The sequence below is a fragment of the Streptomyces sp. NPDC031340 genome, assembly GCF_055569945.1.
Genome location: NZ_JBVIIE010000033.1, coordinates 65,803 through 90,763, shown reverse-complemented (window position 1 = coordinate 90,763; position 24,961 = coordinate 65,803). Strand labels below are relative to the sequence as shown.

Below are 24,961 nucleotides of genomic sequence, written 5' to 3'. Positions count from 1 at the left end.
CGGTAACCTTACTCCAGAGTAAGCAAGGATCCGCGTGGGGAGAAGGACTGTGGCCGACCGATATCTCCGTTTCACCGGCACCACGCCCGGCCGGTTCCTGACCCGGCGGCTCGGGCTGCCGCAGCCGGAGCCGCTGCGCCGCTGGTCGCCGGAGCACCCCGCCCTGCCCGGTCCCCTGCTGCATCTCACCGCCGGGAAGTCCGGGCTGGACCTCGCGCCGGTCCTCGCCCGCACGGGGCTCGCGGCAGGATCCGACTCCCCTGCGGCCGTCGTCCTGGACGCCACCGGGGTGCGGGACGTCGGCGCGCTCGCCGAGGTGCACGCCGCCCTGCACCCCGTCGTACGGTCGGTCGCGGGCAGCGGCCGGGTCGTGGTGCTGGGCGCGCCCCTCGACGCCGGCGACCACCACCAGGCCGCCGCCCAGCAGGCCTTGGAGGGGTTCACGCGCTCGCTCGGCAAGGAGATCGGGCGCGGGCGGACGGTGAACCTGGTGCGGCTCACGGACGCGGCCGCCGCCGAGTCGACCCTGCGCTTCCTGCTCTCCCCCAAGTCGGCCTACGTCAGCGGCCAGGTGATCGAGGTGGGCCCCGCAGTCCCGGTCGCCGACGCACCGGACGCGGATGCCCCGGACGCCGACATCCCGGACCTCGCCGTCGACCCGGACCGCCCCCTCGCCGGGCGCACCGCCCTGGTCACCGGCGCCGCCCGCGGCATCGGCGAGGCGGTCGCCGAGACGCTGGCCAGGGACGGCGCCCGGGTCGTCGTACTCGACGTGCCGCAGGCCGAGGCGGACGCGCGGCGGGTCGCCGAACGGCTCGGCGGCACCGCCCTCGCGCTCGACATCACGGCCGCGGACGCCGGCCGGCGGATCGCCGAGGCACTGCCCGACGGCCTCGACGTCCTCATCCACAACGCGGGCGTGACCCGCGACCGCAGGCTGGTCAACATGCCCGCCGAGCGCTGGAGTTCGGTGCTCGACATCAATCTGGCGAGTGTGCTGCGCAGCACGGACGAACTGCTGGCCGCCGGGACGCTGAAGCGCGGCGGGCGGATCGTGGCGACGGCCTCCATCGCGGGGATCGCCGGCAACGCGGGCCAGACGAACTACGGCGCGAGCAAGGCGGGCGTCGTCGGGCTGGTGCGCTCGCTCGCGCCGCGCGCGCTCGCCGGGCACGGGGTGACGGTCAACGCGGTCGCGCCCGGGTTCATCGAGACGAGGATGACGGCCGCGGTCCCGCTGTTCATCCGTGAGGCGGGCCGCCGCATGAACTCCCTCGCCCAGGGCGGGTTGCCCGCCGACGTCGCCGAGACCACCGCCTGGCTCGCCCACCCGGCCTCGGGCGCGGTCAACGGGCAGGTCGTGCGGGTCTGCGGCCAGAGCCTGCTGGGGGCCTAGTGTCCGTCGTCCTCCCCTCCTCCCCCGCGCTGGCGCCGCTGCTCGCCCGCGGTGCCCTGCTGTCCCCGTTCAAGCGTCCCCGCCCGGACGCCGGCTTCCCGCAGGACCGGCTGGTGCTGCCCGGCCTGCGCGTCGACCCCGCCCGGCTGGCTGCCTACCAGCGGGTGTGCGGCTTCGCCGCCGGCGACGGCCTGCTGCCGCTCACCTATCCGCACGTGCTGGGCTTTCCGCTGGCCATGCGGCTGATGAGCGGGCGGGACTTCCCGCTGCCGCTGCTCGGCCTCGTCCACACGTCGATCGACGTCACCCGGCACCGGGCGCTGCCGGCCACCGGCGCCTACGAGGTCGCCGTGCGGGTCGCCGGCCTGGCGCCGCACCGGCGCGGGACCGAGGCCACGGTGGTCACCGAGATGCGGGACGGCTCCGCCGTGGTGTGGGAGTCGACGAGCACCTACCTGGCCCGGCACCGTACGGCGGCCGGAGCGGATGACGGAGCGGATGCGGGAGCGCGCGCCGGAGCCGGTGCCGGAGCCGATGCCGGAGCCGGAGCCGGAGCCGGAGCCGATGCCGGAGCCGGGGCCGGTGCTGTCACCGCCGAGCGGGAGGAGCCGGGGCCGCCGCCGCTGCCCGCGGTCGCCGAGTGGCACCTGGCCGGGGACCTCGGCCGGCGCTACGGCGCCGCGTCCGGCGACCGCAACCCCATCCACCTGCACCCGCTCACCGCCCGCCTGTTCGGCTTCCCGCGCACCATCGCCCACGGCATGTGGACGGTGGCCCGCTGCCTCGCCGCCCACGGCACGCCCGACTCGGTGCGCGCACGGGCCGACTTCCGGGCCCCGGTGCTGCTGCCGGGAACGGTGACCTACGCGGCGGACGGCGCCCGCTTCGAACTCCGCGGCGGCGACCGCGTCCACGTCAGCGGCCGGGTCGAGGCGACGGCACCCAGCGACGGACGCTGACCCCAGCGCCGCCGGCGAGGAGGGCCGTGCGGGCCGCCGGGCGGGCGGCCGTGCGGGAGAGGCGTCAGGACTCGGGGACGGTCGGCGGGGACCAGGGGTGGCCGGTCATCAGGTTGGCCAGGCCGGCCCAGGCGAAGTTCATCAGGGTCGCCGCCGCCTGCCGGGCGGTGACGCCGGGGGTGGCGTTGGCCCAGGCGGCGAGGGCCTCGGCGGCGCCGACCAGGGCCTCGGCGAGGCCGGCGACCTCGTGCTCGGGCAGGTCGGGGTCGCGGTGCGCCTCGCGGGCGGCGACGGCGATCAACTGCGTGACGAACGCGACGATCTCCTCGCGCATCGCGGCGACCTCGGCCGCGAACGGCTCACCGTGGGTGCGGGCCTGGAGGTGCAGCACCGACCAGCCGTCCGGGTTCTGCGCGGTGTGCGTGAAGAACGCCCGCAGCCCGTCCCAGAGTTGGCGGTCGGCGGGCAGGTCTCGGTGGACGCCGGTGCGCACGGCCTCGGTCAGCGCCTTCGCCTCGCGGCGGATGCAGGCCGTGAACAGGTCTTCCTTGGAATTCAGGTACAGGTAGACCAACGGCTTGGAGACACCGGCGAGTTCGGCGATCTCGTCCATGGATGCGGCCATGTAGCCACGCTGGCCGAAGGTCCGTACGGCGGCGTCCAGCATCTGCTGTTCGCGGACCGCGCGCGGCATCCGCTTGGTCTTCACGGCACCCATGTGGCAAGGGTAGGCCCTGTCCGGCGGATCGGTCCTGCTCCGGGCCTCGGCGGCCCGCCCCGCGGGACCGCCCGGTCAGCTCTCTACGACGTCTGTTCCCGCGTGCGTCCGGCCGCCTCGTCGGCCGCCTCGTCCTCCTGGGAGCGGCTGGCGGCCAGGTTCTCCTTCATCCGGTCCACCCGCTGCACCACCTGTTCGGAGGCCCGGTCCCGCTCCCCGCGCAGCACCACGAAGCTGATCGGAGCGGAGATCACCAGCGACAGCAGCACGATCCACATGCCGTTGGAGTCGCCGAGACCGCGCGGGACGACACCGGCGTACACGAGGCCCCAGACGACCACGAGGCAGCCCACGAAGATCCCGAGGCGCATCAGCGTGTAGCGGAGCATCTCAATCCACTCTTCCGATTCCAGAAAGGAGCAACGAGCTATGAGCTAGGAGCAAGGAGCACTGTCCAGTGAAGCACGCTCACCCGGTGATCTTCCGGCCGGGGCTCAGCCCAGCGGCAGCAGCATGATCACGTCGTCGCGGTCGTCGCCCGGCGCGACACGGATGGCGCCGGGGATGCGGCCGACCTCCTTGTAGCCGCAGGAGCCGTAGAAGCGCTCCAGGCCGAGTCCGCCGCGGCAGGTGAGGCGGATCGCCTCGACGCCCGCCAGGCCGCGGGCTGCGTCGGCGGCGGCCGCGAGCAGGTCCCGGCCGTACCCCCGGCCCTGGTGGCGGGGGTGCACCATCACGGTGTAGAGCCACACCCAGTGCTTCATCAGCCGGTGGGTGTTGTGCGTGAGGAACGCCGCGGCCGCCACCCGCCCCTCTTCGTCGTGCCCGCAGAGCAGGCGCGCCCGCTCCTCGCTCATCGCCACGAAGTGCTTCACCAGCTCGGGCCTGATCTCCTCCCGCGTCACCGGCGGCACGAACCCGACGGCGCCGCCCGCCTCGGTGACGTCGGCCCACAGGTCGAGCAGGCCGTCGCGGAGGTCGGGCGTGACGGAGGGGTCCAGGGTGAAGGTAAGGGGCATGCGCGAATCGTATCCCTTACGGCACTGACGACAGCACGCGCGCCGCCACCTCCAGGTCCCCCACCAGCCCGCGGTACGCCGTCTCCCGGTCGTCCGCCCGCAGCACCGACGACGGGTGGACGGTGGGCACCAGCCGCCGCGGGCGCCCGTGGATCTCCTCCTCCAGCACCGTCCCGCGCACCCGGCCGACCCGGAACGACGAGCCGAGCAGCGCCTTGCCCGCGGTGGCGCCCAGCACCACGACCAGCTCCGGCTCGACGACCGCCAGCTCGGCCGCCAGCCACGGCCCGCACGCCGTCATCTCGCGCAGGTTCGGCGCCTTGTGGATCCGGCGCTTGCCCGGCCCGGTCCGCGCGAACTTGAAGTGCTTGACGGCGTTGGTGACGTACGCCTCGCCGGGATCGATGCCGGCCTCGGCGAGGGCCCGGTCCAGCAGCCTGCCCGCGGGCCCGACGAAGGGCCTGCCCTGCCGGTCCTCCTGGTCGCCGGGCTGCTCGCCGACGAGCATCACGCGGGCGTCCTCCGCGCCCGCGCCGAACACGGTCTGCGTGGCGTCCCGGTGCAGGGGGCAGCCCCGGCAGCCGGCGGCGGCCTCCCGCAGCCCGTCGAGCGTCAGCCGCTCTGGCCGCCCGGGCAGGAACGGCTCGGCGGTGTAGGCGTCCTCGGGAGCCTCGGTGCGCACCATGCCGGGCGGGTACCCGCCCGGCACCGGGCGTCACGCCCCACGTGGCGTCACGGCTCACGTGGGCGTCACGGCTCACGTGGCGTCACGGCTCACGTGGCGTCACGGCTCACGTGGGTGGTGGGCGTCGGGCGGGCGTCACGTCACACGCGCATCGGCTGCGGGGTGTCCCTGCGCGCCGGGTCCGGGCCGTCGAACTCGCGGATGATCTCGTAGCGGGTGTTGCGCTCCACCGGGCGGAAGCCGGCGTCGCGGATGAGGTCCAGCAGGTCGTCACGGGTCAGCTTGTTCGGCGTGCCGAAGTTGTCCGCGTCGTGCGTGATCTTGTACTCGACGACCGAGCCGTCCATGTCGTCGGCGCCGTGCTGGAGGGCGAGCTGGGCGGTCTGGACGCCATGCATCACCCAGAAGACCTTCACGTGCGGGACGTTGTCGAACAGCAGCCGGGAGACCGCGAAGGTCTTCAGCGCCTCCGCGCCGGTCGCCATCTGGGTGCGGGCCTGGAGGCGGTTGCGGATCTTGCCGTCCTTCATGTCCACGAAGTCGTGCTGGTAGCGCAGCGGGATGAAGACCTGGAAGCCGTTGGTCTCGTCCTGCAGCTCACGCAGGCGCAGCACGTGGTCGACGCGGTGGCGGGGCTCCTCGATGTGGCCGTAGAGCATGGTGCACGGGGTCTTGAGGCCCTTCTCGTGCGCCAGGCGGTGGATGCGGGACCAGTCCTCCCAGTGGGTGCGGTGGTCCACGATGTGCTGCCGGACCTCCCAGTCGAAGATCTCCGCGCCGCCGCCGGTGAGGGACTCCAGGCCGGCGTCGATGAGCTCGTCGAGGATCTCGGAGGCGCTGAGCCCCGAGATCGTCTCGAAGTGGTGGATCTCGGTGGCCGTGAAGGCCTTCAGGGAGACGTTCGGCAGGGCCGCCTTCAGCTCCCGCAGCGACCGCGGGTAGTAGCGCCACGGCAGGTTGGGGTGCAGACCGTTGACGATGTGCAGCTCGGTGAGGTTCTCCGACTCCATCGCCTTGGCGAGCTTGACGGCCTCCTCGATGCGCATCGTGTACGCGTCCTTCTCGCCCGGCTTGCGCTGGAAGGAGCAGTAGGCGCAGGAGGCCGTGCACACGTTGGTCATGTTGAGGTGGCGGTTGACGTTGAAGTGGACGACGTCGCCGTTCTTCCGGGTGCGTACCTCGTGCGCCAGGCCGCCCAGCCACGCGAGGTCGTCCGACTCGTACAGCGCGATGCCGTCCTCGCGGGACAGCCGCTCACCGGAGCGGACCTTCTCCTCCAGCTCGCGCTTGAGCCCGACGTCCATGCCGTTACCTCGTTTCTGAGAAGACTCCGTCAACCGTACGCTGTGCGCGTCAGACCTCTTCCGGCAGCTCACCCACCCGGTTCTCCCACTTCGTGGACAGCACGATGGTGGTACGGGTCCGGGAGACGCCCTTGGTCCCGGACAGCCGCCGGATGATCCGCTCCAAGCCGTCCACGTCCGTCGCCCGGACCTTGAGCATGAACGAGTCGTCGCCGGCGATGAACCAGCAGTCCTCGATCTCCCCGAGTTCCTTCAGCCGGATCGCCACGTCCTCGTGGTCGGCGGCGTCGGAGAGCGAGATGCCGATCAGCGCGGTGACGCCGAGGCCGAGGGAGGCGGCGTCGACGGTGGCGCGGTAGCCGGTGATGACGCCGGCCGCCTCCAGCCGGTTGATGCGGTCGGTGACGCTGGGTCCCGACAGGCCGACGAGGCGCCCCAGCTCCGCGTACGAGGCCCGGCCGTTCTCCCTCAGGGCCTGGATGAGCTGCCTGTCCACCGCGTCCATGCGATCGAAGCCTTCCGCTGTAGGAGTTCCTGAAGTCTGAGGTGCTGTGAAGTGCTGAGAGGTACGGGGAGGTGCCGGGCGGTGCTGAAGAAGCGAGGGGTTGCGTGCTCTGTCTACCGGCCCGGCGCGCCGCCGCCCAGGTCGCCCTTCCACCGCCGGTACAGGCCGTGCTCGACGCCCGCCGCGTCCAGCACCCGCCCGGCGACGAAGTCCACCAGGTCCTGGATGTGGGTGGCGCCCGCGTAGAAGCCCGGCGAGGCCGGCACCACGCTCGCGCCGGCGTCGTCCAGGGCGACCAGGTGACGCAGGGTCTGGCCGCCCAGCGGGGCCTCGCGCACGGCCACGACCAGCTTGCGGCGCTCCTTGAGGGTGACGCTCGCCGCCCGCTGCAGCAGGTCCTTGGACAGCCCGAGTGCGACGCCCGCGACGCAGGCGGTGGAAGCGGGCACGATCAGCATGCCCTTGCTCGGGTACGACCCCGAGGACGGCCCGGCGGCGAGGTCCCCGGCACTCCAGTGCCGTACGCCCGCGAGGTCGACCTGGAAGCGGTCCGGCTTGCCGTCGGCCCCCCGCGACAGCCATTCCCGCAGGTCGTCCTGCCAGTGGCCGTCCCGGAAGGAGATCCCCGTCTCGTCGAGCAGGGTGAGCCGCGAGGCCCGGCTGACGACCAGGTCGACGCTCTCACCGGCGTCCAGCAGCGCGCGCAGCACCGCGGCGGCATACGGCGTGCCGGATGCCCCGGACACCCCCACGATCCAAGGCGTGCGCTGCGTTTCTCCTGCGTTCACATCTTGAGCGTACCGGTGGGACGAGGGGTGCTCGGGACCGCGCTGCCCTGGCGCCGCGCAGGCAGCGCCGCCGGCCCGGCAGCCACTGGTTGATATAAAGTTGTGCGCGATATATACGCGCGGTCGTGGGAGGCCTCATGTCCAAGACCCTGGTCGACATCGACGACGACAAGCTGGCCTTCGCTCAGCGCCAGCTCGGCACCAAGACCAAGCGGGAGACCATCGACCGGGCGTTGACCATAGCGTCCGCGATCAGTGCCGACGACCGGGCACGTGCGCTGGGCTGGCTCCAGGAGAACGCCGATGCGTTCCTGGACTTCGACGTCCTCGCGGAACGGGAACGGGCGGGACTGTGACATACCTGGCCGACACCTCCGCCGTGTGGCGGCTTCTGCGCCGACAGCTCGGTCCACCGTGGCCCGACCGGGTGGCACGCGGGCTGGTCGCCATCTGTCCGCCCGTCGAGGCCGAACTGATGCCGGGCCTCCGGTCCGACCGGGACTACGAGCCCTTCTTCACCGTTCTCGGCCAGACCTTCGGCTGGGTTCCCGCACTCGACGACCCGTGGCCGAAGATCGTGGAGGTACAGCGGGACCTGGTGAGGATCGGGCACCATCGCGGCCCCTCCCCCATGGACATCCTGATCGCTCTCACCGCCGAGCGGCATGGCCTGACCGTCCTGCACGTCGACGACGATTTCGAGGCCATCGCCAAGGTGAGACCAAGCATCCCCATGACCCGGGGTGAGGCACGCGGCGACTGATCCCGCGACACCCCACCGCCCGTCACGACGTCACAGCGTCAGCCCCCGCACCAGCAGGTCCAGCAGGGCGCAGGCGAACAGGGCGATGCCGATGAAGCCGTTGACGCTGAAGAAGGCCCGGTTCAGGCGGGAGAGGTCGTGCGGGCGGACGATGGAGTGCTCGTACACGAACGCGCCCGCCACGATCAGCAGGCCCAGCCAGAAGAAGGCGCCCGCGCCGGTGGCGAGGGCGTACCAGACGAACAGCGCCGTCGTCACCGCGTGGCACACCCGGGCGCCCCAGATCGCCGCCGGGATGCCGAAGCGGGCCGGGACCGACATGACGCCGATCTCGCGGTCGGTCTCGACGTCCTGGCAGGCGTAGATCAGGTCGAAGCCGCCGATCCAGACGCCGACCGCGAGGCCGAGGATCACCGCGTCCCAGGACCACTCGCCGGTGATGGCGAGCCAGCCGCCGACCGGGCCCATGGCCTGGGCGAGGCCCAGGATGGCCTGCGGGAAGTTCGTGAACCGCTTGCCGTACGGGTAGACCACCATCGGGATCACCGCGACCGGCGCCAGGGCCAGGCAGAGCGGGTTGAGCAGGGCGGCGGAGCCGAGGAAGACCACGACCGCGATCAGGGCGCCGGTCCAGGCGTGCTTCACCGACATCGCGCCGGTCACCAGCTCGCGGTGCGCGGTGCGCGGGTTGCGGGCGTCGATCTCGCGGTCGATGATCCGGTTCACCGCCATGGCGAAGGTGCGCAGGCCCACCATGCAGACCGTGACCAGCAGCAGCTTGGCCCAGTGGATGTTCTTGTCCCACTCGTACATCGCGGTGAGCGAGGCGATGTAGGCGAACGGCAGGGCGAAGACCGAGTGCTCGATCATCACCAGGCGCAGGAACGCCTTGGTGCGTCCGGGCTGCGGGATCGCGGCGGAGGCGCTGGTCACAGGCCGTACTCCTTCCAGCGGCGGTCGACCTTCGCCGCCGTCTCCGGGTCGGACAGGACCATGTCGGGCCAGCCGCCGTCGCGGGTGTAGCCCTCCTCGGGCCACTTCTTCGTCGCGTCGATGCCCGCCTTGCCGCCCCAGAACTGCTGGTAGGAGGCGTGGTCGAGGTGGTCCACGGGGCCTTCGACGACGGTGAGGTCGCGGGCGTAGTCCGTGTTGCCCAGGGCCCGCCACGCGACCTCGTGCAGATCGTGCACGTCGCAGTCGGAGTCGACCACCACGATCAGCTTCGTCAGGGACATCATGTGCGCCCCCCAGATCGCGTGCATGACCTTCTGCGCGTGCTTGGGGTACTTCTTGTCGATCGAGACGATCGCGCAGTTGTGGAAACCGCCCGCCTCGGGGAGGTGGTAGTCCACGATGTCCGGGACGATGATCTTCAGCAGCGGGAGGAAGAACCGCTCCGTCGCCCGGCCGAGCGGGCCGTCCTCGGTCGGCGGCCGGCCGACCACGATCGACTGCAGCAGGGGCCGCCTGCGCATCGTCACGCAGTCGATGGTCAGGGCGGGGAAGGGCTCCTGCGGGGTGTAGAAGCCGGTGTGGTCGCCGAAGGGGCCCTCGGGCAGCATCTCGCCGGGCTCCAGCCACCCCTCCAGCACGACCTCCGCGTTCGCCGGCACCTGCAGCGGGACGGTCTTGCAGTCGACCATCTCGATCCGCTTGCCCGCGACGAACCCGGCGAAGAGGTACTCGTCGATGTCGCCGGGCAGCGGGGCGGTGGAGGCGTAGGTGACGGCCGGAGGGCAGCCGAAGGCGATGGCGACCGGCAGCCGCTCACCGCGCCGGGCCGCCACCTGGTAGTGGTTGCGGCTGTCCTTGTGGATCTGCCAGTGCATGCCGATCGTGCGCCGGTCGTGGCGCTGGAGGCGGTACAGGCCGAGGTTGCGGATCCCGGTCTCCGGGTCCTTGGTGTGGGTCAGCCCCAGGTTGAAGAAGGAGCCGCCGTCCTTGGGCCAGGTGAACAGGGCCGGCAGCCGCTCCAGGTCGACGTCGTCGCCGGTGAGCACGACCTCGTGCACCGGCGCGTCCTTCACCTTCTTCGGCGGTACGTGCGCCATCGCGCCGAGCTTGCCGAAGGCCTCGCGGACGCCGACGAACCCGTGCGGCAGCTCCGGCCTCAGGAGCCCGCCGATCTTGTCGCTGATGTCGCCGTACGACTTCAGGCCCAGGGCCTTGAGCAGGCGGCGGTCGGTGCCGAAGACGTTCATCGCGAGGGGCATCGAGGAGCCCTTCACGTTCTCGAACAGCAGCGCCGGGCCGCCCGCCTTCTGCACCCGGTCGACGATCTCCCCGACCTCCAGGTACGGGTCCACCTCGGCCTTGACACGCTTGAGGTCGCCCTCGCGTTCCAGTGCCCTGAGCAGGGAGCGAAGATCGTCGTATGCCATGCGTCCCAGTATCTGCCACCCGATACGCTGGCTCGGTCACCGGGGCCCGCTCACTCGTCTGGGGGATCGCACGACGATGCTCAGGTATCTGCCCTTCCTACTGGTCCTGGCGCTGTGGATCTACGCGTTCGTGGACTGCCTCAACACGCCCGAGGACGAAGTGCGCGGGCTGCCCAAGGTGGCCTGGGTGTTCATCATCCTGCTGTTCGGCGAGGTGCTCGTCGGCCCGGTGGCGTGGCTGGTCGCCGGCCGGAAGCGCACCGCGCCGGCCTCCGGTCAGGGCCGCTGGGTCGCGCCCGACGACAACCCCGAGTTCCTGAAGTCGCTGCGCGAGGAGAACCGGCGCGGCGAGGACAACGACGGCGCCTGAGGGGCGCGGACACCTCGCGGACGTCACGCCTCCCGGGGCGGGGCGTCCTTTCGCAGGACGAGTTCCAGCAGCCCCGGGAAGCGGGCCTCGAACTCCCTCCTGCGCAGCCGGTTGACCCGCCGGGGGCCCTCGTCGCGCTGCTCCACCAGACCCGCCCCGCGCAGTACGGCGAAGTGATGGCTCAGCGCCGCCTTGCCGACCGGCACGTCGAAGCTGCCGCAACTGCGCGACCACTCGGCCGACTCCGCCAACTCCCGCACCAGGGTGAGGCGTACCGGGTCGGCGAGGGCGGCCAGCGCCGTCTGCACGGAGACGTCGTCGGGGTGGGTGTGCTCGGGGGCGGCCCGATGACTGGTGGTGGTCCGCTGCGCCACGCCGCGCTCCTGTCCGCTCTCCGCTTGCGAGTGTTCGATGAGAACCATACACTCCCGACTGTTCGCTTTTGATTGAACAGTCTTCGACGTGACGGGGTGCGGCATGCGCGCGGTGGAGTTCCAGGAGTACGGCGGTCCCGAGGTCCTGAAGGTGGTGGAGGCCGACGTCCCCGAACCGGGCCCCGGCCAGGTGAGCGTCGACGTGGCGTACGCCGGGGTCAACTTCGCCGACCTCAAGGCGCGTTCGGAGGGCTACCGGGTCACGGAGCTGCCCTTCCGCCCGGGTCTGGAGGTGTCCGGCCGCGTCCGGGCGGTGGGCGAGGGCGTCACCGGTCTGACCACGGGGCAGGAGGTGACCGCCCTGACGGAAGGCGGGGCGTACGCGGACGTGGTCCTCGCCGACGCCGTGACCGTCTTCCCGCTCCCGGCCGGTGCGGACCTGCGCACGGCGGCGGCACTGCCGACCGTGCTGCCCACGGCCTACGCGCTCGTCCACGCCGTGGGCCGGCTCCAGCCCGGCGAGACGGTCCTCGTGCAGGGCGCGGCGGGCGGGGTCGGCACCGTGGTGGGGCAGTTGGCGAAGGCGGCGGGCGCCGGGGCGGTGTACGGCGTGGTGTCGGGCGCGGCGAAGGCGGCGTACGCGCGCGGACAGGGCTACGACGAGGTGTTCGTCGGGGAGTTCGCGGAGCCGGTGCGGGCGGTGACCGGCGGCCGCGGGGTCGACCTGGTGCTGGACCCCGTCGGCGGCGAGACCCTCCGGGCCGGCCTGGCCTCGCTGGCGGTCTTCGGGCGGCTGGTCTCCTTCGGCAACGCGAGCTCGGCGCCGGCCTGGAGCGTGGGGCAGCCCGAGCTGTACCCGCGGGGCGTGTCGGTCGGCGGCTTCTCGATCCTCACGCTGGCGCGGACGGCGCCGGGCGAGCTGCGGTCGCTGGCCGAACGGGCCTTCGCGAAGGTGGTGGACGGGACGGTGTCCCTGCCGGTGACGGCCGAGTTCACCCTGGAAGAGGCCGCCGAGGCGCACCGTCTGATGGGCGCCCGGACCAGCACCGGCAAGCTGCTGCTGCGGGTGGGCGGCGCGCACTGAGCACCGGGCGGCCGGCGCTCCAGGTGCGGGGAGCCGCCGCTCACTCCTCCGGGTCGGCCTCCAGCCAGGTCAGGAGCATGTCGTCCAGCAGGGACTGCAGGGGGCGGCCCGAGGCGTGGGCGTTGATCTCCACCTGGACCGTGGCCCAGCAGGTGAGGCTCATGACGAGGACGCGCAGGCCGTCCGTGCCGTAGCGGTCGAGGATGTCGTCGGCGCAGTCCAGGGCCTCCCGGGCGATCTCCTCGGCGGGGTAGGTCCCGGCCGCCCTGCGCAGGAGGTCGATGGAGAGGCGGGAGACCTCGGGGGTGAGGGCGGCCAGGCGCTTGTCCTCTTCTTCGTCCACGCGCTCACCGTAGGGGACGGGGCGCCTTCTGTGCCGTTTCCGAGCGGAATCCGCCCGTAAGGGAAGAACGCCCGCAGGTCACGGCCCGCACGGCCCGCACGGCCACGACCGCCGCCGCCGGTCAACGGTGGTTGCCCTCGCGTTTCGGCCACAGGAGAGTGGGGCGCATGGATCTGGCACAGGCACGCACCTGGCTCACCACCGCCGTCGAGGAGGCCCGCGCCGGTCTCGCCGAGGGCGGCATCCCGATCGGGGCCGCGCTGTACGGCGCCGACGGCACCCTCCTCGGCCGGGGCCACAACCGGCGCGTCCAGGACGGCGACCCCTCGACGCACGCGGAGACGGCCGCGTTCCGGGCGGCGGGGCGGCAGCGCTCGTACCGCGGCACGACGATGGTGACGACCCTGTCGCCGTGCTGGTACTGCTCCGGCCTGGTCCGGCAGTTCGGCATCTCCCGGGTCGTGATCGGGGAGGCGGAGACCTTCCACGGCGGGCACGACTGGCTGGCGGAGCACGGCGTGGAGATCGTGCTGCTGGACGACCCCGAGTGCGCCGGGATGATGCGCGACTTCATCGACAGGCAGCCGGCCCTGTGGAACGAGGACATCGGTGACATCGGCGGCACCGGCATCGGTGAGTGACGCCCTGCCCCCGTGTTCCGGCCATCGGTCTGCGGCCCTGGCCGGCGGGCGCCGAGCAGGCGCAGCCTGTGGTCCCGCGGCGCAGGCCGTCGCGGCTCCCCGGTGGCGGCGAGGGCGCACACGGTGCCGTGGAGCGGCTCGGCCCGGCGGCCCGGGTTCATTGCCGGAGGGCCCGCCGGGCACGGGGGTCACCCAGCGCGGCCGCCTCGGTGAACCATCGCACGGCCTCGCTCTCGCGGCCGTCCTTGGCAATGAGCACCCCGAGCGCGTACATGCCTCCGGCGTTCCCCGCCTCGGCGGCCCTGCGATACCACTGCTCGGCCTCCGCCGGGTTCCCCTGTCCCTCGTACAGCAGCCCCCGGTTCACCGCCCCGCCGGTGAACCCGGCGTCGTACGAGCGCTCGTAGAGAGCGGCGGCCCGGCCGAGGTCGCCGCGTCTCTCGGCCAGGTGGCCCAGGATGTCCAGCGCGCCGGGGTGTCCCCCGGCCGCCTCCCGTTCCAGCAGTTCCTCGTCCTGCGGGTAATCGGCGCGCCTGAGCCGGCTGCCGGCGATGGCGATGGCGGCTTCGCGGTGACCCGAGTAGGAAGCCATCTCGAAGTGCCAGTTGGCCTGGTTCTCGTTGCCCGCCGCCTGGAAGTACCGCCCGAGGTTGTACTGCGACTCGACCCGGCCGAGGGCGGCCGCCTTGCGGTAGTGATCGAGCGCCTCTTCGACCACCTCCGGATTCCCGGTGTCCAGGAGGCACTTGGCGAGCCCGTGCATGGCTCCGGTGTCACCGCTGTCCGCGGCCCGGCGGAACCATCCGATCGCCTCGTCGAGTTCACCGGCGTCCACGTGCAGCAGCGCCAGGTTGTACTGCGCGTTCACGCTGCCCGCGTCCGCCGCGCGGCGGTACAGCCGACGGGCGGCGTCGACCCGCCCGCTCCGGGCCAGTCCGACCGCGCGCACACAGGCCGTCCAGCCCTTCAGCCCACCGTGTCTGCCCACCCCGCCCCCCGTTGTCCGCGGACACAGCGCATGGTCCCACGGGCTCGGGACACCCCGGAAGGGTGCGGCCCGGCCGGGCGGTGGCCGTCGAGTGGCCGTTCTAGGACTTCTCCAGGACGTCGATCAGGCGCTCGAAGCGGGCGCGCCAGCGGGCCTCGGACTCGTGCTCGCCCTGGAACTCGTGGGTGAAGCGGAGCAGGCAGCCGTCGTCCCCGGCCCGTTCCAGGTGGAATCTGACCCGCCCGCCGCCTCGCAGCGTGTACTCGGCGACCCGGTCCACGTCCCACGCCGTGACCTGGCCCTCGCCCAGATCGCGCAGGGCGACCTCGCCGCCGAGCCGGGGCTCCAGGACGTCGGCGGCGGTGAACCACCCCGCGAGCCCCTCCGGGGTGGCCAGCGCCGGCCAGGCCTGCTCCATGGGCCGCGGGAGCCGCACCAGGAAGTGCAGGATATGCGTGTTCCCGTGGGTCTGGCTGGTGCCCTGTTCTATGGAACCGGTCATGACACCAGCGTGACGCGCACGGGAACGTTGTGCACCCGAGGGGCTCGGAGTCCGGCTCGGAGTCCGGCTCTCAGACGCCCGCGTAGGAGTGCTTGCCGGAGACGAAGATGTTCACGCCGTAGTAGTTGAACAGCCAGCAGCCGAACGCGAGCAGGGCGAGGTAGGCGGCCTTGCGGCCCTTCCAGCCGGCCGTGGCGCGGGCGTGCAGGTAACCGGCGTAGGCGACCCAGGTGATGAACGACCAGGTCTCCTTGGGGTCCCAGCCCCAGTAGCGGCCCCACGCGTCGCCCGCCCAGATGGCGCCCGCGATGATCGTGAACGTCCACAGCGGGAAGACGGCCGCGTTGACGCGGTAGGAGAACTTGTCGAGGCTCGCCGAGGCGGGCAGCCGCTCCAGGAACGACGTGGCGAAGCGGCCGGGCTTGCCGCCGGTGGCGAGCTTGTTCTCGTAGCTGTCCTTGAACAGGTACAGCAGCGTGGCGACCGCGCCGACGTAGAAGACCGCGCCGCACAGGATCGCCGTGGAGACGTGGATGTACAGCCAGTACGAGTGCAGGGCGGGCACCAGCTGGGCGCTGGCGGTGTACAGGACGGTGACGGCGAGACCGAGGTCGAGCAGGACCGTGGTGATCAGGAAGAGCCCGAGCCAGCGAATGTTCTTCTTCAGCGCGAGCAGCGTGAGGTACACGCCGACGGCGACCGTGGAGAAGGTGATGTTGAACTCGTACATGTTGCCCCACGGCGCCCGCTCCACCGACAGGGCCCGCGCGAGGACACCGCCGAGCTCGACGAGGAAGGCGAGCGCGGTGAGGGAGACGGCGATCCGCCCGTAGAGGTCGCCCTGCGCGTCCCCGCCGTGCGCGCCCGGCCCGTCCGGCACGTCACGGGAGCCGGCGGCGGACCGTACGACGACCTTCGGCCGCTCCAGCACGGCGGTGCCGCCGGCCTTCTTGACGGTGACGGCAGGGGCCGCGGCCGCCTTCTTGGGCTCGGTGAGCGCGGCGGCCGTGCGGGCCACCTTGCTGCGGCTGCCGAAGAGCCATTCGGCGATGTAGGCGAAGAAGGCCAGGGTGTAGACGGCCATCGCGGAGTAGATCAGCGTGTTGCTGATGTTCGCGAGGTGTTCGTTGGTGGCGGCGGCGAGATTCACTGCTTCTCAGCCCCTTCGGCAGGAACGACTTCGGGGTCGGGGGAATCGGAGGGATCGGCGGAGTCGGAGGAGTCGGCGGAGGCGGAAGCTGAGGAGGCGGCGGATGCCGGGCCGGAGGGGTTGGCGGGTGCCCGGCCGGAGGGGCCGGCGGAGGCTTCGTCGGTGTCGTCCGCGGCGTCGGAGGCGTCGGAGTCCGCGGAGGCGTCGGGTTCGGGGGCGCCCGGCGCCTGGTCGTAGAGGATTCCGGCGAGGTCGCCGAGTTCCTCGGGCACCTTGGCGGACTCGCTGCGGCCGAGCCCGGCCATCTCGACGACCGTGACGCCGTCGGCGCCCCGCGTTGCCCGCACCCAGACGCGGCGCCGCTGGACGAACAGGGACGCGGCGAGGCCGAAGATCGCCACCAGGGCGCCGCCCAGCGCCCACCCGCTGCCGGGCTGCTGGGTGATCTGGAACTGCGCCCATTCCCTGACGTGCTTCTCGAGGGTGATCGAGCCGGCGCCGCCCGGGAGCGTCATGGTCTGGCCGGGGTGCAGGTTCTTGCGCAGCACCTGGCCGTCGGCCTTCTTGAACGGCTTCATGTTCTTCAGGTCGAGCTGGTACACGCTCTGCGGGATGCCCGAGTCGACGCCGAGGTCGCCGTGGTAGCCGACCAGGTTCAGCGTCGGGTTGCGCAGTGCCGGGAACGTGGAGGCCGTCTCGCTGCCCACGGTGTAGGTCGGCAGGAAGAACGCCTGGAAGCCGAGCTGCTCCCGGACGCCCTTGGCGTTGCGGTAGCCGTCCATCACCTTGATCGCGCCGGAGGAGGTGGCGAAGGAGTCCAGCGGCAGCAGCGGGACGGCGTCGCGGTAGACGACGTTGCCCTTGCCGTCGCGGACGGTGACGACGGGCGCGTAACCGTGGGCGGCGAGGTAGACCTTGGAGTCGCCGACCTCCAACGGCTCGTTGACCCTGATCGTGGTCTTCTTCTCCTTGCCGTACGCGCCCACGCTGTAGTCGATCTTGGCCTGGTAGGTGCGCGGCGTGCCCCGGTTGGGGCCGGTTTCCTCGTAGGTGCCCCGGAAATCCTTCAGGTCGAAGCTGAAGGGGGTGAGGTCGTCGGTGGTGAACAGGTTGCCCGACTTGAAGTTGTCGTACTGCGTGATGGTGTTGGCGAAGCCGTCGCCCTCGACCACCAGCTTGTAGCCCTCGGACTTGAACAGCTGGCCCCAGGCGAAGGCGACCAGCATCACGATCAGCGCCACGTGGAAGGCGAGGTTGCCGATCTCGCGCAGATAGCCCTTCTCGGCGGCGATCGCGTCACCGGCGATGTGGGCGCGGAAGCGGCGCTTCTTCAGCAGCGTGAGCGCGGCCTCGCGGACCTGTTCGGGCTCGGCGGTGGTGCGCCAGGTGGTGTAGGCGGGCAGCCGGGTCAGCCGGCGCGGGGCGGCCGGCGGACGGCCGCGCAGCTGGCCCACGAACTGCCAGGTGCGGGGCACGATGCAGCCGATGAGCGAGACGAACAGCAGGATGTAGATCGCGGAGAACCACACCGAGCTGTAGACGTGGAAGAGGCCGAGCTTGTCGTAGACCGGCCCGAGGAGGTTGTGGGCCTTGCGGAACTGGGCGACCTTCGTCGCGTCGATGCCGGTCTGCGGGATCAGCGAGCCGGGGATCGCGCCGAGCGACAGCAGCAGGAGCAGCAGCAGCGCCACCCGCATCGAGGTGAGCTGGCGCCAGAACCAGCGCGCCCAGCCGATCACGCCCAGGGAGGGCAGGTTCGGCAGTTCCTCCTTGGGCGCGGTGGACAGCTGGGAACCGGCGGCGCCCAGGTCCTGGTCCTCGCCCGTGGCGGGGGCGTTGTCGGTGGTGGTCTTGCTCATCGATCAGATCCCCACAGTGAAGCCGGCGGACCAGGACTGCATGTCCTGCACGAGGCGGTCCCAGGCGCCGGTCAGCAGCAGCAGACCGGTCACGATCATCATCGTGCCGCCGATCCGCATCACCCAGACATAGTGGCGCTTGACCCAGCCGAAGGCGCCGAGCGCCTTGCGGAAGGCGACCGCGGCGAGCACGAAGGGCACACCGAGGCCGAGGCAGTAGGCGACGGTCAGGACGGCCCCGCGGCCCGCGCTGGACTGCTGCGAGGACAGGGCCAGCACGGAGGCGAGCGTCGGGCCGATGCAGGGCGTCCAGCCGATGCCGAACAGCGCGCCCAGGACGGGGGCGCCGGCCAGGCCGGCCACCGGCCGCTTGTGCAGGCGGAACTCACGCTGGGTCATCCACGGCATCAGGCCCATGAAGAAGAGCCCCATGAGGATCATGAACGCGCCGAGCACCTTCGACAGGACGCCCTTGTTGTCCTGGAGGCTGTCGCCGAAGTAGCCGAACAGCGCGCCGCTGGAGACGAACACGGCGGTGAAGCCGAGCACGAACAGCGAGGCGCCCGCCACCATCCGCCCGCGCCGGGCCTCGGCCAGGTCGGTGCCGGTGACCCCGGTGACGTAGCTGAGGTAGCCGGGGACGAGGGGCAGGACGCACGGGGAGAAGAAGGAGACGAGTCCGCCGAGCAGCGCGACGGGCAGCGCGACCAGCAGGGCCCCGTTGAGCACCGTGCCGTTGTAGCCCGTCGCGGCGAGCGTGGTGACGGCGCTCACGTCACTTCTCCGCGAGGACCGGGGCGACCATCTTGCGCAGCTTCTCCTCGCTGAGCGCGGCCAGCGAGCGGGCGGCGATCTTCCCGTCCCGGTCCAGTACGAGGGTGGAGGGGACGGCCTGCGGGTTCAGGGTGCCCTTCTTGAAGCGGAGCATCAGCTTGCCGGTCGGGTCGTACAGGCTGGGGTAGGTGATGCCCTGCTGCTTCTCGAAGGCGACCGCGTTCTCGATGCTGGTGTCGCGGGTGTTGATGCCGACGAACTGCACGCCCTTGCCCTTGAGGTCCTGGTAGACCGTCTCGAAGTTGCGCGCCTCGGCCCGGCAGGGGGCGCACCAGGAGCCCCACATGTTCAGGACGACGATCTTGCCCTTGAAGGAGGCGACGTCGACCTGCCCGCCGTCCACGGTCTTGCCCGACAGGTCGGGCGCCGCGGCGCGCTCCCCCTTCTCCGCGGTGGAGATGCCGTCCTTGCCCATGACGAAGTTGGTGTCACCGCCCCCGCCCGAGGTGCCTCCCGAACCGCACGCGGACACGGTCAGCGCGGCGGCCGCGGCCAGGGCGGCGAGGGCGGCACGGCTACGTCGGTTCGAGCGCAGGGGGGCGCGGCTGGCGGCGGTCATGTGAAAAGTTTCGCATGTCCGTTCCGAGGATCTTGCGCACCCCCCTCACGGTCGCCCGGGGACCGGGGAACCGCAGGTCAGGCGGCCTTTCCGGAGGCCGTGGAGACGACGTCCGCAAAGTAGTCCTTCCAGCCTCCGGCGGGCCGCTGGCCGACGTCGAGGGTGCGCAGCTTCGCGAGCACCTCGGGCTTCTGCACGTCCATCCAGTCGGCGAACTGCCGGAAGGAGACCATGCGCACGTCCGCGCCCTTCTCCTTCTCCCGCGCGATGTGCTTCAGCGCCTGCTCGACGGCGTCCATGTAGATGCCGCCGTTCCACTGCTCGAAGTGGTTGCCGACGAAGAAGGGCGCGCGGTTGGTGTCGTAGGCCCGCTCGAAGCCCGATATGTACGCCTGGGCGGCCTGCTCGCGCCAGGCCGGGTAGTTGTAGGCGGGCGCGTTCGTGGAGTTGACCGACTGGTTGGCGAGCATGTTGTAGTCCATCGACAGGACCTCGAAACTGTGTCCGGGGAAAGGTATCTGCTGCAGCGGCAGGTCCCACAGGCCCTGCTTCTTGTCGGGCCAGACCTGGCGGCCGCCGGGCGAGGAGGCGTCGTAGCGCCAGCCGAGCTCGCGGGCGGTGGGCAGCAGGTTGTCCTGGCCGAGCAGGCAGGGGGTGCGGCCGCCGACGAGTTCCTTGTCGTAGTCGAAGGGCAGGGCGGGCAGGTCGGTCCAGCCGGTGTTGGTGCGCCACTCCTTGACGAAGGACTTGGCCTGCTGGATCTCGCTCTTCCACTGCTGGGGCGTCCAGTTGCCGACCGTGCCGGAGCCGGAGCAGAAGTGGCCGTTGAAGTGGGTGCCTATCTCGTGCCCTTCGAGCCAGGCGCGGCGGACGTTCTTCAGGGTGGCCTTGACGTGCTCGTCGGTGAGGTAGCCGATGTCGGAGGCGCCGCGCGGGTTGTTGGGCGGGTCGTACAGCCGCTTCTTCGACTCCGGCAGCAGGTAGAGGCCGGAGAGGAAGAAGGTCATGTGCGCGCCGTGCTCCTTGGCGAGGTCGAGGAAGCGCGGGAAGAGGCCGTTGCCGACCTCGCCGGCGCCGTCCCAGGAGAAGACGACGAACTGCGGCGGGGTCTGGCCGGGCTCGAGCGGTTCGGGCTTCTTCGGCTGTCCCGGCTGGCCGCCGGTGAACGAGGTCGAGCCGTCACCGAGGGGCCGGGCCGGATGCCCGGTGGGCTTCTTGCCGTGGCCTCCGGATCCTCCGGCGCCTTCGCCGCGGGCCGGTCCGTGCGACGGCTTGAGGCTGCCGCAGCCCGCGAGTCCCGCGGTGGCCGCGACTCCCGCACCGAGACCGAGCATTCCCCTCCGAGAGAGCGCGCGCATTACAACCCCGTTCGTCATGTCCTCTGTTGGTTCACATAGTCAGAGGACATGACGAACGTGGAGGTTCCGGCCCGGCTCACCGGTTCCGCAACGAATGTCACGAGCGCGTCATGGAGCGCCGGGAACCAGAGGCACCCGGCGGGCACCCGCCGGGCACCCGGCGGGCACCCGCCGGGTTCCTCCGGGATGTTCCGGGTGTCTCAGGCGCCGAACGCCTTGTCCTTCCCCTTCACCGGCCTGGCTCCGGCGAGGAGATGGGCCGGGACCAGGTCGCGGGCCGGCTCGGAGTAGCCGACGGACACGATCCGGTCGCCCTGGTAGGTGAAGGTCGTCAGCGAGGCGAGCGTGCACTGCCGCTTGCGCGGGTCGTGCCACAGCCGCCGCCGCTCGACGTACGAGCGCACGATCCAGATCGGCAGCTGGTGGCTGACGAGCACCGCCTCGTGGCCGCGGGCGGCGTCCTTGGCCGCGTCCAGCCCCCGCATCATCCGTACGACGATGTCGAGGTACGGCTCACCCCAGGACGGCTTGAACGGGTTGACCAGGTACTTCCAGTTCTCCGGCCGGCGCAGCGCCCCGTCCCCGACGCCGAAGGTCTTGCCCTGGAAGATGTTGTCGGCCTCGATGAGCCGTTCGTCGGTGGCGAGGTCGAGGCCGTGCGCCTTGGCGATCGGGGTGGCCGTCTCCTGGGCCCGCTCCAGCGGGGAGGAGACGGCGTAGGTGATGTCGCGGCCGGCGAGGTGCTCGGCGACCCGGTCGGCCATCTGCCGGCCGAGCTCGGACAGGTGGTAGCCGGGCAGCCGCCCGTACAGGATCCCGTCCGGGTTGGCGACCTCGCCGTGCCGCATGAGGTGGACGACCGTGATGTCGCTCGGGGTGCTCACGCCGTCGCCTCCGCAGCGGCTCGGGCCGCCGCCGGGAGGGCGTCGGCGATCTTCTGGACGGCCCGCTCGTCGTGGGCCGTGGACACGAACCAGGACTCGAAGGACGAGGGCGGCAGGTAGACGCCCTGCGCCAGCATCGAGTGGAAGAACGCGGTGAAGCGGAAGGACTCCTGCTTCTTGGCGTCCTCGTAGTCACGGACCTCGCGGTCGGTGAAGAAGACGGAGAACATGTTGGAGGCGTTCTGCACCTGGTGCGCGACGCCCTCCTTGCCCAGCGCCTCGGTGACGAGCCCGCGGATCTGCTCCGACACGGCGTCGACCTTGTCGTACGCGGCGTCGTCGAGGAGGCGCAGCTGGGCGAGGCCGGCCGCGGTGGCGACCGGGTTCCCGGAGAGGGTGCCGGCCTGGTAGACGGGCCCGGCGGGCGCGAGGTGCGCCATGACGTCGGCCCGGCCGCCGAACGCGGCCGCGGGGAACCCGCCGCCCATCACCTTGCCGAAGGTCATCAGGTCGGGCCGGACGCCGTCGACGCCGTACCAGCCGGCGCGGCTGGTGCGGAAGCCGGTCATGACCTCGTCGGAGATGTAGAGGGCGCCGTTCTCCCGGCAGGCGTCCTTCAGCCCCTGGTTGAACCCGGGCCGCGGCGGTACGACGCCCATGTTGCCCGGCGACGCCTCGGTGATCACGCAGGCGATCTCGCCCGGGTGCCGGTGGAACGCCTCCTGCACGGCCTCCAGGTCGTTGTACGGCAGGACGATGGTGTCGCCGGCCTGGGCGCCGGTGACGCCCGGGGTGTCGGGCAGGGCGAAGGTGGCGACGCCGGACCCGGCGGAGGCGAGCAGCGCGTCCACGTGCCCGTGGTAGCACCCGGCGAACTTGATCACCTTGGCGCGCCGGGTGAAGCCGCGCGCGAGCCGGATGGCCGACATGGTCGCCTCGGTCCCGCTGCTGACCAGCCGCACCTGCTCCACCGGCTCGACCCGGGCGACGATCTCCTCGGCGAGCGCGACCTCGCCCTCACCGGGTGTGCCGAAGGAGGTGCCGCGGGAGACGGCCTCCTGCACGGCGGCGATCACCTCGGGGTGGGAGTGCCCGAGGATCATGGGCCCCCAGGAGCACACGAGATCGACGTACTCACGCCCGTCCGCGTCGGTGAGGTACGGCCCGCTGCCGGACACCATGAACCGGGGCGTGCCGCCCACGGCGCCGAAGGCGCGCACCGGGGAGTTCACGCCGCCGGGGGTGACGGCGGCCGCCCGGTCGAACAGGGCCTGCGAGACAGGCGCGTCGTATGAATAGGGCAATTCGCTCATGACCTGCGACTTCTCCGACCTTCTCCGACTTGCTCGGGATCCGGTTGCCAGTGACCTCCTCAGGGTAGGCCAGCCGTCGCCGGCGGCAGCGGGCGCACGAGCGAGCGCACGGCCCGGTCTCCCGTGCGGCCGGTGCCGGGTCCCGTGCCCGGTCTCCTGACCCGGCGACCCGCCCCCGAGCCCCGTGGTCTGCGAGACTGGGACCTGATACACACAGCTCACGGGCCCCATGACGCACACGGGCGTGGTCGGGGGCTGCGGAGATCCCGCGGACGGGTATTTCAGCGCACGTTTCGGCGTGCGGCCGTGGGGGAGGTCACTGACACGATGATCGGGTTGCGCGGCGGGGGCCACGCGTCCTAGAAAAGCAGTCGGGTGGAGATATGCATCGCGGTGGCGGACTGGGCGAGGGGACTGACGACCTGGGTCCTCGACGTGCCCGGCGGGGAAGGCACCGACGCGAAGCGGAGGAATCTTCGGAAGCACTCAAAGGACACGGCGTGCCGGGTGAGTCGGAGCGCGACGAACGACGTATGGAACGTCGGATCGATCAGCTCAGCACGGGAAGCAGGAATGGTGGTCGGGTGGGGGTGACGTACAAGTACTTCGGCGCGCCCGACGGCGCGACCGCGGCCCGCGTCCCGATCTCGATGCGCCCCGAGGAACTCGGCGGCGACGAGCTCGGTATGGGTGGCATGTTCACCAAGATCAAGCCGGAGACGATGGCGGCGATGGTCCTCACCGGCATCGAGGGCGTCCCGCTGCACAAGGTGCCGCCGCTCGAGCTGGTCGTCCTGCATCCGGACTACGCGGTCGTGAAGCTGCCCATGACGGTCGTCGACCCGCTGCGCGGCATAGGCGAGGAGGCGGTCGGCGCGGCGGCGTTCATCTGGTCGACGGTCCCCGACCGCGGCGGCCCGCGGGACGCGTTCAACGTCTACCAACTCCTCCACGAATGGCAGGACTTCAGCCACCGCCTGCACGAGGCGGGGCACCAGCCGTACTGCCTGGTGTGGCCCTGACCCGGTCCGAAGCCGAAGCCCCGGGGGGGCTCACCCCGGGGCGGGTCCTGTGCCGACGGCCGTGCGGGGACCGGCGGGTGACGTCAGGGCTGGTCGTACCAGGCGAACGCGGTGATCCGCCAGCCGTCCGGGGTGCGGACGAACTGGATGGTCTTGGTCCCGCCACCCTCGTACGGCTCACCGTCCAGGATCCCGGACTTGCGGTAGTCACCGAAACGCGACGCGATATCGCCCGCGATCTCGGTCCGCTCGGAGACCTCCCACTCGGAGAACTCGACAAGCCGGCCGTCGGTCAGCAGCCGCCGGCGAGGCTCGATGAACTCCTCCACGGTGTAGACCGTGAACTCCGGACCGGACTTGACGATCACACCGTTCGGAAGGACCAGCCGGCGGATCCGGGCCACGTCGGCGACCTTGCCACCCCGGTTGTCGAAGGCGCCGAAGAACTCGGCCGTCACCGCGTCGATCTCGGTCTTGGACACGCCGGGACGGTAACACCGGAGCGGCGCCCCGGGCACCCGTGCCCGACCGGCGTCAAGCGCTTGCGTCGGCGGGGTCGCCGAGGATCACCGCGGGCGCAGGCGGCAACCCTGCCCCGCTCTCCCTGCCGCGTCCGGACGAAGCGGAGTGCGGCGGGGCGGGTGCCGACCCACCGAGCCGAGAGGAACCCGACCGTGCCCCATGACCTCCCGACGCTTGAACTCGCCTTTCCCGGCCCGGAACGTGACCGTGGTGTGTCGGCGGTCCTGAGCGGCCGGAAGACCGCGCTCACCGGCCTGCTGGAGATCTACGAACACGCCGGAGAAGCGCTGCCGGTGATCGGCCAGCGCTTCTCGGTGCTCGATTCCGCGGGCCGTCCGGCCGTCACGATCGAGGTCGTCGACGTGCGCGTCGTTCCCATGAAGGAGATCGACGACGACTTCGCCCGCGCGGAAGGGCGCGGCTACTCGGACGCGGCACAGTGGCGGGCAGCCCACGAGGAATTCTTCCGGAGCAGCGGCGTGAGCGAGTTCCTGGGGCACACCCCGGTCATCGACGACGACACCCTCGTCGTCGCCGAACGCTTCCGGGTGGTCGAGCCCGACGCCCCGGACACCCCGCGGCCCGCCGATCCGGCCGGCTGACGGCGGGACCACCGATACCGGACGATCAAGGAGACGTG

Annotated in this window: 30 protein-coding genes; 9 read left to right on the top strand and 21 right to left on the bottom strand. The window is 71.6% G+C overall.

The window, feature by feature from the left end; all coding sequences use genetic code 11:
- The first annotated feature begins 49 nt into the window (after positions 1-49).
- Together ACZ5GT_RS25095 and ACZ5GT_RS25090 are read left to right on the top strand one after the other, a co-directional pair.
- Positions 50-1,396, top strand: a complete 1,347-nt coding sequence (locus tag ACZ5GT_RS25095) for a 3-oxoacyl-ACP reductase (RefSeq protein WP_469030240.1) — start codon at positions 50-52, stop codon at positions 1,394-1,396.
- Positions 1,396-2,355, top strand: coding sequence for a MaoC family dehydratase (locus tag ACZ5GT_RS25090; RefSeq protein ID WP_469030235.1), 960 nt, complete (start codon positions 1,396-1,398; stop codon positions 2,353-2,355). The genes ACZ5GT_RS25095 and ACZ5GT_RS25090 overlap by 1 nt, the downstream gene beginning before the upstream one ends.
- A 64-nt stretch (positions 2,356-2,419) precedes the next feature.
- Here the strand turns inward: ACZ5GT_RS25090 and ACZ5GT_RS25085 are convergent, their stop codons facing one another.
- The 7 genes from ACZ5GT_RS25085 to ACZ5GT_RS25055 form a co-directional block, all read right to left on the bottom strand.
- Positions 2,420-3,073 (bottom strand): TetR/AcrR family transcriptional regulator, encoded by a 654-nt coding sequence (locus tag ACZ5GT_RS25085; protein WP_469030232.1) that lies wholly within the window; start codon positions 3,071-3,073, stop codon positions 2,420-2,422.
- Positions 3,074-3,156: 83 nt separating this feature from the next.
- The gene (locus tag ACZ5GT_RS25080) at positions 3,157-3,462 is read right to left on the bottom strand and encodes a DUF4229 domain-containing protein (RefSeq protein WP_469030229.1); all 306 of its coding nucleotides are present in this window, start codon (positions 3,460-3,462) and stop codon (positions 3,157-3,159) included.
- Positions 3,463-3,567: 105 nt separating this feature from the next.
- A complete protein-coding gene (locus ACZ5GT_RS25075) occupies positions 3,568-4,092 on the bottom strand; it encodes a GNAT family N-acetyltransferase (protein ID WP_469030226.1) in 525 nt (174 codons plus the stop codon).
- A gap of 16 nt (positions 4,093-4,108) precedes the next feature.
- Positions 4,109-4,777: a UdgX family uracil-DNA binding protein gene (locus ACZ5GT_RS25070; protein WP_469030223.1), complete on the bottom strand. Its 669-nt coding sequence runs from the start codon at positions 4,775-4,777 to the stop codon at positions 4,109-4,111.
- Between the two features lie 140 nt (positions 4,778-4,917).
- Positions 4,918-6,081 (bottom strand): aminofutalosine synthase MqnE, encoded by a 1,164-nt coding sequence (gene mqnE, locus ACZ5GT_RS25065; RefSeq protein ID WP_469030220.1) that lies wholly within the window; start codon positions 6,079-6,081, stop codon positions 4,918-4,920.
- A 49-nt stretch (positions 6,082-6,130) separates the two neighbouring features.
- Positions 6,131-6,586 carry an Lrp/AsnC family transcriptional regulator gene (locus tag ACZ5GT_RS25060; protein WP_469030217.1) on the bottom strand — a complete coding sequence of 152 codons (456 nt, stop codon included), beginning with the start codon at positions 6,584-6,586 and terminating at the stop codon, positions 6,131-6,133.
- Between the two features lie 113 nt (positions 6,587-6,699).
- Positions 6,700-7,374, bottom strand: a complete 675-nt coding sequence (locus ACZ5GT_RS25055; protein WP_469030214.1) for a UbiX family flavin prenyltransferase — start codon at positions 7,372-7,374, stop codon at positions 6,700-6,702.
- Positions 7,375-7,511: 137 nt separating this feature from the next.
- Here ACZ5GT_RS25055 and ACZ5GT_RS25050 point away from each other — a divergent pair, with 137 nt between their 5' ends.
- Both ACZ5GT_RS25050 and ACZ5GT_RS25045 read left to right on the top strand, forming a co-directional pair.
- A complete protein-coding gene (locus ACZ5GT_RS25050; RefSeq protein WP_469030211.1) occupies positions 7,512-7,730 on the top strand; it encodes a type II toxin-antitoxin system VapB family antitoxin in 219 nt (72 codons plus the stop codon).
- Positions 7,727-8,137 (top strand): PIN domain-containing protein, encoded by a 411-nt coding sequence (locus ACZ5GT_RS25045; RefSeq protein ID WP_469030206.1) that lies wholly within the window; start codon positions 7,727-7,729, stop codon positions 8,135-8,137. Before ACZ5GT_RS25050 ends, ACZ5GT_RS25045 begins: the two co-directional genes overlap by 4 nt.
- 30 nt (positions 8,138-8,167) lie before the next feature.
- On the opposite strand, the gene mqnP is transcribed toward ACZ5GT_RS25045, so the two are convergent.
- Both mqnP and ACZ5GT_RS25035 read right to left on the bottom strand, forming a co-directional pair.
- Positions 8,168-9,070, bottom strand: a complete 903-nt coding sequence (gene mqnP / locus ACZ5GT_RS25040) for a menaquinone biosynthesis prenyltransferase MqnP (protein ID WP_469030203.1) — start codon at positions 9,068-9,070, stop codon at positions 8,168-8,170.
- A complete protein-coding gene (locus tag ACZ5GT_RS25035) occupies positions 9,067-10,518 on the bottom strand; it encodes a menaquinone biosynthesis decarboxylase (protein ID WP_469030197.1) in 1,452 nt (483 codons plus the stop codon). The genes mqnP and ACZ5GT_RS25035 overlap by 4 nt, the downstream gene beginning before the upstream one ends.
- 76 nt (positions 10,519-10,594) lie before the next feature.
- On the opposite strand from ACZ5GT_RS25035, the gene ACZ5GT_RS25030 reads away from it, so the two are divergent.
- The gene (locus ACZ5GT_RS25030; protein ID WP_469030190.1) at positions 10,595-10,888 is read left to right on the top strand and encodes a PLD nuclease N-terminal domain-containing protein; all 294 of its coding nucleotides are present in this window, start codon (positions 10,595-10,597) and stop codon (positions 10,886-10,888) included.
- A 23-nt stretch (positions 10,889-10,911) separates the two neighbouring features.
- Here ACZ5GT_RS25030 and ACZ5GT_RS25025 read toward each other — a convergent pair whose 3' ends face one another.
- The gene (locus tag ACZ5GT_RS25025; protein ID WP_469030183.1) at positions 10,912-11,262 is read right to left on the bottom strand and encodes an ArsR/SmtB family transcription factor; all 351 of its coding nucleotides are present in this window, start codon (positions 11,260-11,262) and stop codon (positions 10,912-10,914) included.
- A gap of 103 nt (positions 11,263-11,365) precedes the next feature.
- Here ACZ5GT_RS25025 and ACZ5GT_RS25020 point away from each other — a divergent pair, with 103 nt between their 5' ends.
- Entirely contained in the window at positions 11,366-12,346 is a 981-nt protein-coding gene (locus ACZ5GT_RS25020; RefSeq protein ID WP_469030178.1) for a quinone oxidoreductase family protein, read from the top strand.
- Positions 12,347-12,386: 40 nt separating this feature from the next.
- Here ACZ5GT_RS25020 and ACZ5GT_RS25015 read toward each other — a convergent pair whose 3' ends face one another.
- Complete coding sequence (locus ACZ5GT_RS25015) at positions 12,387-12,689, bottom strand: hypothetical protein (protein ID WP_469030174.1); 303 nt, start codon at positions 12,687-12,689, stop codon at positions 12,387-12,389.
- 167 nt (positions 12,690-12,856) lie between these two features.
- Between ACZ5GT_RS25015 and ACZ5GT_RS25010 the strand changes: the two genes are divergently transcribed.
- Positions 12,857-13,330, top strand: a complete 474-nt coding sequence (locus ACZ5GT_RS25010) for a nucleoside deaminase (protein ID WP_469030170.1) — start codon at positions 12,857-12,859, stop codon at positions 13,328-13,330.
- 157 nt (positions 13,331-13,487) lie between these two features.
- Here the strand turns inward: ACZ5GT_RS25010 and ACZ5GT_RS25005 are convergent, their stop codons facing one another.
- The 9 genes from ACZ5GT_RS25005 to hemL all read right to left on the bottom strand — a co-directional run bounded on the left by ACZ5GT_RS25005 (position 13,488) and on the right by hemL (position 22,777).
- Complete coding sequence (locus ACZ5GT_RS25005) at positions 13,488-14,318, bottom strand: tetratricopeptide repeat protein (protein WP_469030167.1); 831 nt, start codon at positions 14,316-14,318, stop codon at positions 13,488-13,490.
- Positions 14,319-14,418: 100 nt separating this feature from the next.
- Positions 14,419-14,820 carry an SRPBCC domain-containing protein gene (locus tag ACZ5GT_RS25000; protein WP_469030161.1) on the bottom strand — a complete coding sequence of 134 codons (402 nt, stop codon included), beginning with the start codon at positions 14,818-14,820 and terminating at the stop codon, positions 14,419-14,421.
- Between the two features lie 70 nt (positions 14,821-14,890).
- Entirely contained in the window at positions 14,891-15,970 is a 1,080-nt protein-coding gene (gene ccsB, locus ACZ5GT_RS24995; protein ID WP_469030156.1) for a c-type cytochrome biogenesis protein CcsB, read from the bottom strand.
- Positions 15,967-17,829, bottom strand: coding sequence for a cytochrome c biogenesis protein ResB (gene resB / locus ACZ5GT_RS24990; RefSeq protein ID WP_469030150.1), 1,863 nt, complete (start codon positions 17,827-17,829; stop codon positions 15,967-15,969). The genes ccsB and resB overlap by 4 nt, the downstream gene beginning before the upstream one ends.
- A gap of 3 nt (positions 17,830-17,832) precedes the next feature.
- Positions 17,833-18,603, bottom strand: coding sequence for a cytochrome c biogenesis CcdA family protein (locus tag ACZ5GT_RS24985; RefSeq protein ID WP_360751432.1), 771 nt, complete (start codon positions 18,601-18,603; stop codon positions 17,833-17,835).
- A 1-nt stretch (position 18,604) separates the two neighbouring features.
- Positions 18,605-19,222: a TlpA family protein disulfide reductase gene (locus tag ACZ5GT_RS24980; protein WP_469030141.1), complete on the bottom strand. Its 618-nt coding sequence runs from the start codon at positions 19,220-19,222 to the stop codon at positions 18,605-18,607.
- A 77-nt stretch (positions 19,223-19,299) separates the two neighbouring features.
- Positions 19,300-20,580 carry a polysaccharide deacetylase family protein gene (locus tag ACZ5GT_RS24975; protein WP_469030138.1) on the bottom strand — a complete coding sequence of 427 codons (1,281 nt, stop codon included), beginning with the start codon at positions 20,578-20,580 and terminating at the stop codon, positions 19,300-19,302.
- 200 nt (positions 20,581-20,780) lie between these two features.
- Positions 20,781-21,428, bottom strand: coding sequence for a histidine phosphatase family protein (locus ACZ5GT_RS24970; protein WP_469030282.1), 648 nt, complete (start codon positions 21,426-21,428; stop codon positions 20,781-20,783).
- 32 nt (positions 21,429-21,460) lie between these two features.
- Complete coding sequence (gene hemL / locus ACZ5GT_RS24965; protein ID WP_469030135.1) at positions 21,461-22,777, bottom strand: glutamate-1-semialdehyde 2,1-aminomutase; 1,317 nt, start codon at positions 22,775-22,777, stop codon at positions 21,461-21,463.
- A 383-nt stretch (positions 22,778-23,160) separates the two neighbouring features.
- Between hemL and ACZ5GT_RS24960 the strand changes: the two genes are divergently transcribed.
- Complete coding sequence (locus ACZ5GT_RS24960) at positions 23,161-23,799, top strand: hypothetical protein (protein ID WP_469030132.1); 639 nt, start codon at positions 23,161-23,163, stop codon at positions 23,797-23,799.
- Between the two features lie 83 nt (positions 23,800-23,882).
- Here ACZ5GT_RS24960 and ACZ5GT_RS24955 read toward each other — a convergent pair whose 3' ends face one another.
- Positions 23,883-24,281: a nuclear transport factor 2 family protein gene (locus ACZ5GT_RS24955; protein WP_469030129.1), complete on the bottom strand. Its 399-nt coding sequence runs from the start codon at positions 24,279-24,281 to the stop codon at positions 23,883-23,885.
- Positions 24,282-24,473: 192 nt separating this feature from the next.
- Here ACZ5GT_RS24955 and ACZ5GT_RS24950 point away from each other — a divergent pair, with 192 nt between their 5' ends.
- Positions 24,474-24,923 (top strand): ASCH domain-containing protein, encoded by a 450-nt coding sequence (locus tag ACZ5GT_RS24950; protein WP_469030126.1) that lies wholly within the window; start codon positions 24,474-24,476, stop codon positions 24,921-24,923.
- The last annotated feature ends 38 nt before the right edge of the window (positions 24,924-24,961 follow it).

Bases quoted from the DNA above. Each gene is read 5' to 3' on its own strand.
- ACZ5GT_RS25085 (WP_469030232.1), bottom strand. From the start codon at position 3,073: ATGGGTGCCGTGAAGACCAAGCGGATGCCGCGCGCGGTCCGCGAACAG.
- ACZ5GT_RS25080 (WP_469030229.1), bottom strand. From the start codon at position 3,462: ATGCTCCGCTACACGCTGATGCGCCTCGGGATCTTCGTGGGCTGCCTC.
- ACZ5GT_RS25075 (WP_469030226.1), bottom strand. From the start codon at position 4,092: ATGCCCCTTACCTTCACCCTGGACCCCTCCGTCACGCCCGACCTCCGC.
- ACZ5GT_RS25070 (WP_469030223.1), bottom strand. From the start codon at position 4,777: ATGGTGCGCACCGAGGCTCCCGAGGACGCCTACACCGCCGAGCCGTTC.
- mqnE (WP_469030220.1), bottom strand. From the start codon at position 6,081: ATGGACGTCGGGCTCAAGCGCGAGCTGGAGGAGAAGGTCCGCTCCGGT.
- ACZ5GT_RS25060 (WP_469030217.1), bottom strand. From the start codon at position 6,586: ATGGACGCGGTGGACAGGCAGCTCATCCAGGCCCTGAGGGAGAACGGC.
- ACZ5GT_RS25050 (WP_469030211.1), top strand. From the start codon at position 7,512: ATGTCCAAGACCCTGGTCGACATCGACGACGACAAGCTGGCCTTCGCT.
- ACZ5GT_RS25035 (WP_469030197.1), bottom strand. From the start codon at position 10,518: ATGGCATACGACGATCTTCGCTCCCTGCTCAGGGCACTGGAACGCGAG.
- ACZ5GT_RS25030 (WP_469030190.1), top strand. From the start codon at position 10,595: ATGCTCAGGTATCTGCCCTTCCTACTGGTCCTGGCGCTGTGGATCTAC.
- ACZ5GT_RS25020 (WP_469030178.1), top strand. From the start codon at position 11,366: ATGCGCGCGGTGGAGTTCCAGGAGTACGGCGGTCCCGAGGTCCTGAAG.
- ACZ5GT_RS25010 (WP_469030170.1), top strand. From the start codon at position 12,857: ATGGATCTGGCACAGGCACGCACCTGGCTCACCACCGCCGTCGAGGAG.
- ACZ5GT_RS25000 (WP_469030161.1), bottom strand. From the start codon at position 14,820: ATGACCGGTTCCATAGAACAGGGCACCAGCCAGACCCACGGGAACACG.
- resB (WP_469030150.1), bottom strand. From the start codon at position 17,829: ATGAGCAAGACCACCACCGACAACGCCCCCGCCACGGGCGAGGACCAG.
- ACZ5GT_RS24980 (WP_469030141.1), bottom strand. From the start codon at position 19,222: ATGACCGCCGCCAGCCGCGCCCCCCTGCGCTCGAACCGACGTAGCCGT.
- ACZ5GT_RS24975 (WP_469030138.1), bottom strand. From the start codon at position 20,580: ATGCGCGCGCTCTCTCGGAGGGGAATGCTCGGTCTCGGTGCGGGAGTC.
- ACZ5GT_RS24970 (WP_469030282.1), bottom strand. From the start codon at position 21,428: ATGCGGCACGGCGAGGTCGCCAACCCGGACGGGATCCTGTACGGGCGG.
- hemL (WP_469030135.1), bottom strand. From the start codon at position 22,777: ATGAGCGAATTGCCCTATTCATACGACGCGCCTGTCTCGCAGGCCCTG.
- ACZ5GT_RS24960 (WP_469030132.1), top strand. From the start codon at position 23,161: ATGCATCGCGGTGGCGGACTGGGCGAGGGGACTGACGACCTGGGTCCT.